We start from the raw sequence: 12,425 nt of genomic DNA, 5'->3' as shown, positions 1-12,425 counted from the left end.
CCCCGCCGTACGAAGATTTCATGCAAGCGACTGAAATTCATTGATTATTATTGCGAGCGCGAATTTAGAGGGCGGGATCGCGGCCAGCCGTGTTGCGCATCTTCGATTTTTTCCATGCTGTCGGGAATAAAACCCGCGCGAGCGCGATCTATCCTTTCAGGCAACATTGCAAGCGCCCTATCCGAGGCATACAGTCGGCAGCGGCGTTTTGCGGGGATCACGATGACAGACGCCCGAATAACGAGTTCGATGACGCTCGGCGACGAGTTCCACGCATGGAGCTGGCGCCCGCCGCGGCACACAGCGATCGGCCGGCTGGCGCAGCTTCTGAACCGCCTGCTCACTTTCATTGCAGCATCGAAAACAGGCAGGCGCGTCGTCCTGATGACGGCGGCGGAATCATCGGCACATTCCGTGCGCTTGCCGCGCGCGATCTCCTCTCCCGACGAGACCATGCGCCGCTTCCAGCACACGATCATCCCGCATCTGGACGCCGCCTATAATTTCGCGCGCTTCCTAAGCCGGGACGCCGATGCCGCGCAGGATATCGTGCAGGAGGCATATCTTCGCGCCTATCGCGGCTTCGGCGGCTTTCGGGATGGCGATGCGCGCGCCTGGACCTTCACCATAGTCCGCAACTGTTACCATGCCTGGTTGCAGGAGGGCCGGCGCAAGGCCAGTTACGAACAGCCGATGACCGATGAAAGAGACCCGGAAGACAGCTCGCCCTCGCCCGATCCTGCCTCCGAAGAGGACACGCCGGAGGCGGCCTTCATCCGCAAGACGGAAACACAGCGGGTGCGCGAGGTCATCAACAGGCTGCCCGATGCGATGCGCGAAGTCCTGGTCCTGCGTGAACTGGAGGATCTTTCCTATAAGGAGATCGCCGAGATCATCGATGCGCCGATCGGCACCGTCATGTCGCGCCTTGCCCGCGCCCGCCGCGACTTCGGCGAGCTCTGGCGCAGCCTCGACGAAAAAGAGACGGCACGATGAGCGGCGGGAAGCACAATGATCACCGCGAGTGGGCGGACCTGCTGCATGGCTTCATCGACGGCGAACTGGACGCAGCCAATGCCGCCCGTTTCGAGGCGCATCTGGCGACTTGCCCGGAATGCGCCGACGAGATGGAGAATGCCCTGATGGTCAAGCGCCTGTCCGCACGCGTGGGCGTAAAATGGGAAGCGCCTGATGCCGTCCATGCCCGCGTGCAGGCGGCGCTTTCGCTGGAACAGGCCATGGCGGCCACCCACCAGATCGAAAGCCCATGGCAACGCTTCTGGCGGCTCATCCGCGAATGGAGCTTCGTGCCGTCGATTGCCGTCCTTGCCGCAAGCCTCATGCTCGTGCTCGTGCTGAACCTGCCGCAGCAGAGTCAGTCGATCGAGGACCAGCTTCTTGCAAGCCATGTGCGCTCGATGCTCGCCGACCATCTGACCGACGTGCTGACCTCCGACCAGCACACGGTCAAACCGTGGTTCAACGGCAAGATCGATTTCTCCCCGCCCGTAGTCGATCTGGCGGCACAAGGCTTCCCTCTCGTCGGCGGCAGGGTGGATTATCTCGATGGCCGGGTGGTGGCGGCGCTAATCTATCGCCGGCACGGCCATGTCATCAATCTTTTCATCTGGCCGGGCGCTGCGGGAGCTAAAACCAATGCCGAGAAGGAGGGCTATAATTTCGTCGAATGGCATGCCGACGGGCTGGTCTTTTGGGCTGTCTCCGATGTCGCCGCGCCGGATCTCGCCACCTTCCGCGACGATTTTATCCGCGCGACAGCCCCATAACGCAAAAAGCCGGCCACATCGCTGCAGCCGGCTTTTCTGAATGATCAGAAGGGATCAGGCCGAGAGCTTGGCCAGCACTTCTTCCGAGACTTCGAAGTTCGAATAGACATTCTGAACGTCGTCGTCGTCTTCGAGGCTGTCGATGAGCTTCATCAGCGACTGGGCTTTTTCTTCGTCGACCGGCACGTTGTTCTGCGCGCGCCAGATCGCCTTGACCGTTTCGGCTTCGCCGAGCGTCGCTTCGAGCGCCTTTGCAACTTCGCCGAGGGATTCGAAGGCGCAGATGATCACATGGCCTTCTTCGTCACTCTCGACGTCGTCGGCACCGGCTTCGATCGCCGCTTCCATGACTTTGTCGGCATCGCCCGCAGTCGGCTTGTAGGTGATTTCGCCGACGTGATCGAAGGAGAAGGACACAGAACCGGTTTCGCCGAGCGCGCCACCGGCCTTGGTAAAGATGGAGCGGACGTTGGACGCCGTACGGTTACGGTTGTCGGTCAGTGCTTCGACGATGATCGCCGTACCACCGGGGCCATAGCCCTCATAGCGGACTGCATCGTAATTCTCGGTATCGGCGCCGGAGGCCTTCTTGATGGCGCGATCGATATTGTCCTTCGGCATCGACTGGGCCTTGGCGTTCTGGATCGCCAGGCGCAGACTCGCGTTCATCGTCGGGTCAGGCAAGCCCGACTTGGCGGCGACGGTGATTTCACGCGCCAGCTTCGAGAACATTTTCGAACGCACCGAGTCCTGACGGCCCTTCCGGTGCATGATGTTTTTAAACTGTGAATGGCCAGCCATGGCACCCCTGTTCACGTCTTTTGTTGGAAATGGCCCGCCTTATAAGAGCGAAGCGGCCTTCATTCAAGCAAAAAGCCGGATAATGGGGATGGAGCACGCCGCATATCAAGACGATCGCCGCGGCGGCCGTGGCGATCAAAGCCCCTTGAGCACATAGATCAAGGGCTTGCGCGGCAAGGTCTTCACCGACACCGTGACACTTGGCGTCGGGGCATAGCCGACATCGAATTCCGGACCGAAAAGCGCCAGGAACTGATCGATCGGCGGACCCCAGCGATGCATGGGCAGGATGAGCGACGAACGCAGCCGCTTGACCACCCGGCTCATGCTGTCGGCCCCCATGGTCAGACCGCCGTCGACCGGCACCATCACGACATCGAGCCGGCCGATCTCGGCATATTGCTGATCGGTGAGCTCGAAATGCAGATGTCCGAGATGGCCGATGCACAGGCCCGCCACCTCAAAGATGAAGATCGAATTGCCGTTGGCTTCGACGCCGCCACCGCCCCAGGAGCGGATGTCGGTGACGACATTGCGGATCAGCGTGTCGCCGACGGTCATATGGATCTTCGCCGGCTCTCCGGGCACATCGCTCCATCCATGCAATATATATTTGATCGCCGGATCGGGCGTAGACGTGTAGTGCGTTATATGCGCCTTGTTCATCGTCACGACTTCGGGCGTATAGGGCGGCGGATAGGCGCCGCTATAGTCCGTGGCGATGGAAACGCCGCCGGGCGTTTCGATGAAGAGCGTCGCGTGGCCAAGGAACGTGATCTTCACATCACCATTGACGGAATCATTGGCAAACGTCGGACCGGGCGGAGAAAAGCTGGCGAATGTTGCCTGGGGAAGGGATTGCGCGATCGCCCGGCATTGGCTGGGCTGCGGACGGGTCGGCTTTTGCTGGGCATCCGCTGTGCCCATGCCAAAGAATATCATCAGGAAGAACGCGGCAAGGACAGGAAATCGCGGCATCATGCCATCCCCTCAAGCCAGACATTGGCGGAAGGATGCGGCATGACCCGAAACAGGTCCAGCAACAATCAGACGCGATTGCTCACAATCGCGTCATCGCATGATGATGATGAATTATCGTGCAGCGATCAGCGCCAGAAGTCCGGAATGGTCTCCGCAAGCCGTGGGCCGAGCCGCAGCGGCGCGATCTTCTCCGCCAATCCCGTCGCGTCGGAAATCTCGACGCCGACGCCGCAGATGGTCGCCGGGCCGGACGCCGCCTCGAAGCGACCCTTCGGCATCTTCGAGATGAAGCGGTTCAGCGGCTCTTCCTTCTCCATGCCAAGCGAGGAATCATAGTCACCGCACATGCCGGCATCCGACATATAGGCCGTGCCGCCATTCAGGATCTGCGCATCCGCGGTCGGCACATGCGTATGGGTGCCGACGACGAAGCTGGCGCGGCCATCGACGAAATGGCCGAAGCACTGCTTCTCGCTCGTCGCCTCCGCATGGAAATCGAAGACGATCGCATCGGCCTGTTCCTTCAGCGGACAGGCATCGAGAATGGCTTCAGCCGATTTGAAGGGATCGTCCAGCTCCGGATGCATGAAGACGTGGCCCATGATGTTGGCAACGAGGACGCGCGCGCCATTGCGGGCATAATAGAGACCGGAGCCGCGACCGGGCGTGCCGGCCGGATAATTGGCGGGACGCAGGAACTGGTCGTGGCGCTCGGAGAATACGACAGCTTCTTTCTGGTCCCAGACATGATTGCCCGTCGTCACGACATCGGCGCCGGCATTGATCGTTTCGAGGAAGATATCCTCGGTGATGCCGAAGCCGCCGGCGGCATTCTCGCCGTTGACGATGACGAAATCGAGCTTCAGGTCGGATACGAGCCCCGGCAGGCGTTCCCACACCGCGCTTCGTCCCGTCTTGCCGACCATGTCACCCAGAAAAAGCAGCCGCATTCGCTATCCAATCACTTCCGAAACGAAATTGAGTCCGCTCTCGGTCAAAATCGCGTCCAGACGGACATCATGCGGCTCAGCCGGTACTGATGGCACTTCTTGGCAATCGAATGCAATGCCGATCAGCTGGGGATTCAAGCCTTTTTGGTGCAAGCGGTCAATCGCGCGGTCGTAGTGGCCCGCCCCATAACCAATGCGGTGACCGCTTCCGTCGAAGGCTGAAAGCGGCACGAGCATGACATCGGGATCAAGCACCGCCGCATCGGGGCCAGGGCCGAACGTCCCAAATCCGACCGGAACCAGCGGCGCTCCCGCAACGAGCTCCCTGAAGACGATCGTACTGCGGTCGAGGATGACGGGCACGCAAAGCCGCGCGCCCCGCTCCCGCAGCCGCGCCATCAGCGGCCTTATATCCACTTCGGAGCGGATCGGCAGGAAGCCGGAGACAACCCTTCCCGGTTCGACATCGATGACGTCGCCGCCATGGGCAAGCATGGCAAGGCCCTTTTCGATACGCTCATCGGCCGGGATGGCATCGCGCGCCGCCAGGCATTCGTTGCGATATCGGGCTTTCAGCTCTTTAGGGGTCATCGGATCCTAGCGAAATTCATGAGATCACGAAAACATAATGAGCCGGCGGCCTATTGCAATGCGCGAAAGCGACATGCAAGCCCGCCGGCGATTGCGCGATGATATCAATCCTTATGAAGGATCGACATCAAGCCGTCGCCGGCGACGTGTGCCCTGACGTTTTCATAATTCTGCAGCATCGTGTGATTGGTCTCGATCGGATGCGAATGCGTGGCGGTGATAACAAGCACATCGGCACCCGCCGCCTCGCCCGCCTTGACACCGGCCAAGACGTCTTCAAACACTAGGCATTCCGAGGGGCTGAGGCCAAGGCGCTGCGCGCCGAGGATATAGCCCTGCGGATCAGGCTTGCCGACCTTCACGTCCTCGGCCGTGACGATGAAGCGCGGCACTGGGATCCCGGCAGCATCCAGCCGCGCCAGCGCCAGCCGATAGGGCGACGAAGTGACAATCGCCCAGCGCTCCGGCGGCAGTGACGCGAGGAAATCGACGGCGCCCGGCAGCGCGACGACACCTTCGACATCGGCAATCTCGGCCTCGGTGATCTTCAGCGCCTCCGCGACGGGATCGACGCCAGGCAGATTCAATTGGCCAATCGTATCAACACCGCGCTTGCCGTGCATGGTCGGCATGAATTTCTCGACATCAAGACCCTGAGCGCGCGCCCAATTGCCCCAGACGCGCTCGGCGGCCGCGATCGAATTGATGATCGTGCCGTCCATGTCGAACAGGAAACCGGAATAGGTCTTGGTGAAGGCGGAAGACGATGCGGCGGACAAGGATGGACCTTTCTGGATGTGACGGCGAGCGGCGGCGTGAAATCACCGCTCATGCAATGTGCCCCCTCCCGACTACCGGCAGCCGCGGCAAGAAGCAAATGAATGCTGCGCCGGGCGTCCAGGAAAAGGCATCTGCCTGCGGTAACGGGAAGACAGGAAAGGAGGCGCGGCAAGCAAGGATGCCGTTGCCATGAATACTATTCGCCAAGACGGCTCTTCAGGCCATTGATGATATGGTTCGCCAGGGCCTCGTAGTCGTCGTCGAAATGATGGCCGCCATCCATGGCGATGACTTCGGCGCCGGTGCCCTTCAGCACCGGGCATGCGACATCCTCGTCATCGTCCTTGCCGTAGACGCACTGCACCATCTTCGGGTTGACGGACTTGAGATCATTGACCGGATCGCCGCCCTTGCCCGCGCTCGAAGCGCCAAGCCAACCCATGACCGAGATCACATAGTCGACCTTTTGCGACAGCGACAGCAGCGACATCTGGACGATCTTGTCCTTCTCGGCCTGCTTCAGGCGGTTATAGCTCGCCGGCAATACATCGGCGCCGAAGGAATAGCCCACCAGTACCACATGTTTGACCTTGAAGCGCTTGGTATAGAAATCGATGATCCGGGCCAGGTCGTCGGCCGTCTGCTGCGGATCGCGCTCCGACCAGAAATAGTGCAGGGAATCGACGCCCACGACCGGGATGCCCTGATCCTGCAGGTAGCTGCCGACTTCCTTGTCGATATCGCGCCAACCGCCGTCGCCCGAATAGACGATCGCAAGCGTATCCTCGGTCGGCGTCGCTTCCATGACGTCAAGGGGAAGGCCCAGCGGCGACTTGGAGCTGTCGATCGACTTCATCAGGTCGGCGAGCGAAGCATCGAGCGCCGCATAGGTATCGGCACTGTCGGAATCCGTCGACTGGACGTCGGGATGTTCCTTCTGGATCTCCTCGACATGGTCGCGCCCGTCCTTTGGCGCGTTCGGCGTGAAGGTCACGAGGATCGGATTGGGCAACGCACCTTCCTGCAGGCCCAAGGAGACCATATCGCCATCGGTCTTCTTTTCGGCCGGCGTGCAGAGCTCCTGCTTCAGACCGATACCGGCTGTCGGATCGACCGCCAGCGTGCCGGCGACCGTCGCATCCGGCGTCTGAGCGGCAATGGTCAGCGCCATGGCGCCACCCGCGCCGACGCCGGCAATGATGGGCAGCTGATAGGTGCTGTCGGCGAACGAGCGCTGCACCTGCTGGCTCAGCGATTCCAGATCCGAGACGATGTAGATGCAACCGTCGTTCTGTTTGACATCGTATTTGTTGAGCGAGGCCAAAAAGGACGGATAGTCGATGCCGATGACCAGCGTGCCGTTGGCGACGAGTTTATCGGCGACTGCCTTTTCCTTCTCGCTCCAGCCGGCGAGGTCGGAGATCAGAATGACTTCGCTCGTCACCTTGCCTTGTGGACGCATGATATGCGGCGCCGGAATCATGCCCAGATCATATTTGGCGTCGTCGGCTTCGGCTCGTGCCGGGCCTGACACCAGAACACCCAGCGACACCATGCCCGCGAAAGCCAACGACATTGCGTATTTCAAGATCATTTCCTCACGACCCCCTTAAGTCCGCCTCCGATGAGGAATGTGGCATCCATCAACGCGATCATTGGACTGACACCTCCAGAAACAGCCAGATAGCGCGGCTGCCATTCGGGATGGAACTTGGATTTGAAGGCACGAAGCCCCTTGAAGTTGTAGAAGCGCTCGCCATGCTCGAAGACGGTCCCTCCGACCCTATCCCAAACCGGCGCCGATTCCCGTCTGGACATTCCCGACAGCGGCGCCATGCCCAGGTTGAAACGCAGAAAGCCCTGTTCCTTGAGGTATTCGAGAATCTGCACGAACAGAAAGTCCATCGAACCCTTCGGGGCATCGGGCGAAAAACGCATCAGGTCGACGGACCCCTCCTCCTTGGTCTCCGTCATCAGGATATTCGCAAAAGCGACGATCTTACCATCCTTCTTCAACACGCCGACGGGCTGCGAGCACACATAATCCGGATCGAACGCGCCAAGCGAAAAGCTCTTTTCCTTGGCATTGTGATCGGCCAGCCACGTGTCCGACACATGGGCAAGCTCATCCAGGGCTGCAGGTATATCTTGAAGCTCGATAACGGCAAATTCTAGTCCGTCGCGAACCGCGCGGCTCGCGGTCTGCCTGAGGTTGGCCCATTTGCCGCCCTTCAGCTCGAAATTGGCAAGGTTGACCACGGCCAATTCGCCGAGCTTGAAGGCGCGCAAACCGGCATCCGCGCAATAGGACAGAAGCGCCGGCGAAATCTGGTAGAACACCGAACGGCATCCTGCGGCGCGCGCAGCCTCGACGAAGCGCCAGATGAGGTCGGGGAGCGCCTGGCGCGGGCCGACCGGATCGAACAGCGCGATCCAGGAGCGGCCCTGCTTGCCGTACATGATGAAGGCATCGCCCTTTTCCGAGAACATGATGCTCTTGTCGCCCATGCGCACCAGATTGGCGTCGGCGACACCTTGCTTGCGGACGATTTCGACTGCGCGCGTCACCGCATCGTCGGTCACAGGCTCCAGCCGCTTTGTCGCGGGACGCAACAGGCTGAAGATCGCGATCGCCGAGGACAGGATCGAAATGCCAAGGGCTGCGCGAAGGCCGCGCGGCGCCTCGTCGGCAAACTCGAACTGCCACCAGAGTTCGTTGCTGTATCCGACATCGCGATAGACGAAAAACAGAACCACGACAGCGCCGATGCAGACGACCGCAATCGCCGTCAGCCATCCGGCGGTAAGCGTCTGGTTGAGCAGCGAAGCCGGCCGCTTGAACAGGCGGCGGCTGACGACAAGGCTGAAAACGAAGAAGGCGAGCAACCCGGCTTCGACGATGGCGATCGCCTTGAGCAGCGAGAAGAACAGCGCCAGCAGCGCCGAAAAGGTCGAGACCCACCAGGCACCGTCGAGACGCTGGCTGAGACCGCGCGCCGCGACGATGATCGCAAGGCCGAGAAGGCTCGACAGGAAATGCGCGCTTTCGACCAATGACAGCGGCAGGTAGCTGGAAAGCACGATCAGGTTCTGGTCCGGCGTCGGCGTCACGCTCGAAAAGACCAGCATCATGCCGAGCAGTAAGGCAAAAGCGGACAGCAGCTGCGGCATGAGACGGGCGCCAATGCGGCGCATGCTCGAAGCCACGGGATGATCGACGAAACGGCGCAGCTCCGCCACGGAGATCGCGGCAATCGCGATGACCAATGGGATGACGTTGTAGATGACGCGATAAAGGACCAGCGAACTCAGAACCGCATCCGCGTTCACCGAGCTGCCGAGCCAGGCGATGATGATCGTTTCGAAGATGCCGAAGCCGGCCGGGACATGGCTGAGCACGCCAAGACCGACGGCAATCGCATAGATGGCGAAGAAGCCCGGCCAGCCGATCGACGATTCCGGCAGCAGCACGTAGAGCACCGAGGCCGATGCGGCGATATCGAAGGCGGTAACGAGAAATTGCCGCGACCAAGTCCGCGAATCCGGCAGACGGACGGCGACCGGCCCGATGCGCACCTCGCGACCGTTGCGGCCGGCATAGACGACGAAGGCGAGTGCGGCGAGGATGGCAATGGCGACCAGCCGCAGCCACAATCCATTGACATTGATCAGCGGGCCGATCTCATCGGCGATAACAAGCAAGGCAATCGCACCGACGGCGGCCAGCCCAAGACCGAAGGCGAGCGTGACGAAGGCGATGACGCGGGTGATGTCATCGGGCGACAGGCCGAGCCGGGTATAGGCGCGGTAACGGATCGCACCCGCGCTGAGCGCCCCGAAGCCGGCCGTATTGCCGACGGCATAGGCACTGAAGGAAGTCAGCGCCACATGTGGGAACGGCAACCGCTTGCCGATATAGTCAAGCGCGTTCTGGTCGTAGAAGATCAGGGAAGCGAAGCTCAGGCCGGTGAACAGCAGCGCGAGCAGCACCGAAGAGATCTTCGTTGTCGTCAGGGCGTGTACGACGTCGTCATAGCGCACTTCATTGGTCAGGTCGTAGATCGCATAGGCGGCGATACAGAAGACGGCGACGGTGAGAACGGCGACGATCAGCGCGCGATAGCGGTTCAACAAGCCGACGAAACCGCCACGCTCTTCCAATTCCTCATCGGCATTTTCCAGATCGATTGGGCTCGACATGTTCTACCTGTTTATAGTGACCTTCGTCGGTCCCGATCGTTGGTGATGTTCAGTAACACCGACGATGCGTCTTCGTGTTACCGCATACACTTCTTTCGACAGGCCCGTTGTGACGCGCGCTCCCATCGTTCTGAATTTAGGCAATTTTGGCGCAGACCCCGTTCCACCACCAATGAATCTGTTATTATTTAAAGGATTTTGTCATTCACCCGGCTTTTGAGCTTATCCACACACAAAAGTGATCTTCCCACTCCCCTGATATTGCTCCCTATCAGGAATCCGCGACGCGGTCACCTGCCGGCGCCGCCGTTCACTCGGCGTTGCCTCGCACCCCAGGGGGACCGTCCAAGCCGGGTCGTTGGGAAAGACTTCTGCGAGGCAGCATCCGCAAGGCAAAATGAAACCGGCTGCCGGCACGGGTTGGTGCGGGCAGCCGGAAGCATGTTTTGGCGATATCGGAATTCCTTCAACGATCCGGCGCTTCCGCCGGCTCGCCGCGCATCTCGCTCAGGAAGAAGCCTTCGCGCAGGTTGATACCATATTCGACAAAGGCCTTCATGCAGCAAAGCATCTGCGTCCAGCCCTCGCAATTCAGATAGGTGCTGCGACGCCCGGCTTCGTCTTCGCGCCAGCCGGACTCCTCGATGACGACAAGCGTACCGCCATCGTCCAAGGCATCGAACGTCATCTCGACTTTCGTCCTGTAACGGACGCCATCCTCACCGGTACCGCCCTCCCAATGAAAGACGATGCGCTTGTTCTCCTCCACTTCATTGACTTCGACGGGAGCATTCTTCCACCAGATGACGGTGGTTCCCGCCACAAGTGGCGCGCTGGCGCCGCCGACGGTGGTGAAATAGCTCGAAAGCTTCTTCGGATTGACGACCGCATCGAAGACTTCGTCGACTTTGCGGCCGATCCGTCCTGAAATCTGAACGTTCAATGCCATGACATCTCCCCCGTTATCTATCTGTCGTGATCGCTCCATTGCGAGCAGCTCTATTATGTTATAAAAATATAACATGTCAAACGAATCGGATAGCGATCTCACCTTCAAGGCACTCGCCCATCGTCGCCGGCGCGAAATTCTGGATATGCTCAAGGATGCGCCGCGAACGACGGGCATGCTCTGCGATGCCTTCACGGATATGGACCGCTGCACTGTCATGCAGCATCTGAAAGTGCTGGAGGAGGCAGACCTCGTGATCGCCAAGAAGGACGGACGCGAGCGCTGGAACCATCTGAACAGCCTGCCGATCAAGCAGATCCACGATCGCTGGATCAGCGCTTATGCCGGCCACGCGCTCACTATCCTCGACCGGCTGAAATGCGATCTGGAAGGTTGAAAAGCAAAGTAATGGCTGCGGCCGACGGAAGCCGGGCTTATGTCGAGCCAACTCGGCGCAACAATTGCTCCAGCCTGTCGCTCGTTCCATCCTCGTCTAGCGGGGTATAGACCACCAGCTTCATATCGGCCCGATCCATGACGGCAAGCGCGGTATATTCGAATGTCATGAGGCCACCTTCAGGATGGCGCAGGCGTTTGTGACCGGTCAGCGGCCGCGACACGTCCTGCCTCGGCCACCAGGCGCGAAATTCCGGACTTGCCTGCGTCAAACCGGTGATCAGCCGCTCGAAATCCGGATCACCGGCATAACGAGCGCTGTCGGCACGAAACATCGCTAGCGAATTTGCCGCCACGATCTCCCAATCGACCAATAGCTGCCGATGGGCGGGATCGGTGAAGACCCGATGGATGCTGTTGCGCGCATCGCCCTGCAACCGACCATAATCTCCGAATATCGCGACTGCCGCTGCGTTCCAGGCCAGTACGTCCCAGCGCCGGCCGAGAACATAGGCGGGTTGACCTTTAAGGCTCGCAAGCATGCGCAGCAACGCGTCAGGCACATCCTCGGGTCCGTGCGAGGGAACCTCCGCCGACGGCCGGTCGCTCAGCGTAAAGAGATGCCGCCGCTCGGCCGGATCGAGACGCAGCGCGTCGGCCAAAGCCGAAAGAACCTCTGCCGAGGCACGCACATCCCTGCCCTGCTCCAGCCATGTGTACCAGGTGGTGCCGACGCCGGCGAGCAGCGCCACCTCCTCGCGCCTGAGCCCCGGCGTGCGGCGTCGAAACCCCACCGGAAGCCCGACGCTTGCCGGGGTCAATTTTTCTCGGCGGGAGCGCAGGAAGGCAGCGAATTCGCGGCGCCGGGCTTCGAGAATGGTCTGGTTCTGATTGATGGTCATCGCCCATCATAGCAGGATTAATACCAGGATAAAGTCGGAACTGTTTGTCGCCTCCGCAAGCTGCCAAAGTATCGGGCGTAAGCTATAG

The 12,425-nt window shown here is 60.5% G+C and carries 12 protein-coding genes; 3 read left to right on the top strand and 9 right to left on the bottom strand.

The window, feature by feature from the left end; translation table 11 throughout:
- The first annotated feature begins 222 nt into the window (after positions 1–222).
- Together ACPYOP_RS00890 and ACPYOP_RS00885 are read left to right on the top strand one after the other, a co-directional pair.
- Positions 223–996 (top strand): sigma-70 family RNA polymerase sigma factor, encoded by a 774-nt coding sequence (locus tag ACPYOP_RS00890; protein ID WP_481408502.1) that lies wholly within the window; start codon positions 223–225, stop codon positions 994–996.
- Positions 993–1,787, top strand: coding sequence for an anti-sigma factor family protein (locus ACPYOP_RS00885; protein ID WP_481408501.1), 795 nt, complete (start codon positions 993–995; stop codon positions 1,785–1,787). Before ACPYOP_RS00890 ends, ACPYOP_RS00885 begins: the two co-directional genes overlap by 4 nt.
- Before the next feature lie 54 nt (positions 1,788–1,841).
- Here ACPYOP_RS00885 and ACPYOP_RS00880 read toward each other — a convergent pair whose 3' ends face one another.
- From ACPYOP_RS00880 to ACPYOP_RS00845, 8 genes are all read right to left on the bottom strand, one after another.
- Complete coding sequence (locus ACPYOP_RS00880; protein WP_481408500.1) at positions 1,842–2,588, bottom strand: YebC/PmpR family DNA-binding transcriptional regulator; 747 nt, start codon at positions 2,586–2,588, stop codon at positions 1,842–1,844.
- A gap of 135 nt (positions 2,589–2,723) precedes the next feature.
- Positions 2,724–3,569 (bottom strand): MBL fold metallo-hydrolase, encoded by an 846-nt coding sequence (locus ACPYOP_RS00875; RefSeq protein WP_481408499.1) that lies wholly within the window; start codon positions 3,567–3,569, stop codon positions 2,724–2,726.
- Between the two features lie 125 nt (positions 3,570–3,694).
- A complete protein-coding gene (locus tag ACPYOP_RS00870) occupies positions 3,695–4,519 on the bottom strand; it encodes a TIGR00282 family metallophosphoesterase (protein ID WP_481408498.1) in 825 nt (274 codons plus the stop codon).
- 3 nt (positions 4,520–4,522) lie between these two features.
- Positions 4,523–5,110, bottom strand: coding sequence for a 5-formyltetrahydrofolate cyclo-ligase (locus ACPYOP_RS00865; protein ID WP_481408497.1), 588 nt, complete (start codon positions 5,108–5,110; stop codon positions 4,523–4,525).
- Positions 5,111–5,214: 104 nt separating this feature from the next.
- On the bottom strand, positions 5,215–5,889 hold the full coding sequence (locus ACPYOP_RS00860; RefSeq protein ID WP_481408496.1) for an HAD family hydrolase: 675 nt from the start codon (positions 5,887–5,889) through the stop codon (positions 5,215–5,217).
- A gap of 197 nt (positions 5,890–6,086) precedes the next feature.
- Positions 6,087–7,484, bottom strand: coding sequence for a virulence factor (locus tag ACPYOP_RS00855; protein ID WP_481408495.1), 1,398 nt, complete (start codon positions 7,482–7,484; stop codon positions 6,087–6,089).
- Positions 7,481–10,090 carry a bifunctional lysylphosphatidylglycerol flippase/synthetase MprF gene (gene mprF, locus ACPYOP_RS00850; RefSeq protein WP_481408494.1) on the bottom strand — a complete coding sequence of 870 codons (2,610 nt, stop codon included), beginning with the start codon at positions 10,088–10,090 and terminating at the stop codon, positions 7,481–7,483. The genes ACPYOP_RS00855 and mprF overlap by 4 nt, the downstream gene beginning before the upstream one ends.
- A 466-nt stretch (positions 10,091–10,556) precedes the next feature.
- Positions 10,557–11,039, bottom strand: a complete 483-nt coding sequence (locus ACPYOP_RS00845; RefSeq protein ID WP_481408493.1) for an SRPBCC domain-containing protein — start codon at positions 11,037–11,039, stop codon at positions 10,557–10,559.
- 73 nt (positions 11,040–11,112) lie between these two features.
- Here ACPYOP_RS00845 and ACPYOP_RS00840 point away from each other — a divergent pair, with 73 nt between their 5' ends.
- Positions 11,113–11,436 carry an ArsR/SmtB family transcription factor gene (locus ACPYOP_RS00840; protein WP_481408492.1) on the top strand — a complete coding sequence of 108 codons (324 nt, stop codon included), beginning with the start codon at positions 11,113–11,115 and terminating at the stop codon, positions 11,434–11,436.
- Between the two features lie 37 nt (positions 11,437–11,473).
- Here the strand turns inward: ACPYOP_RS00840 and ACPYOP_RS00835 are convergent, their stop codons facing one another.
- Positions 11,474–12,337, bottom strand: coding sequence for a helix-turn-helix transcriptional regulator (locus ACPYOP_RS00835; protein ID WP_481408491.1), 864 nt, complete (start codon positions 12,335–12,337; stop codon positions 11,474–11,476).
- Positions 12,338–12,425: the final 88 nt, after the last annotated feature.

It is taken from the genome of Rhizobium sp. KNZ2-6A, from assembly GCF_056755475.1.
Note: the sequence above shows the minus strand (reverse complement) of the source record. Positions and strands in the feature narration are given on the sequence as shown.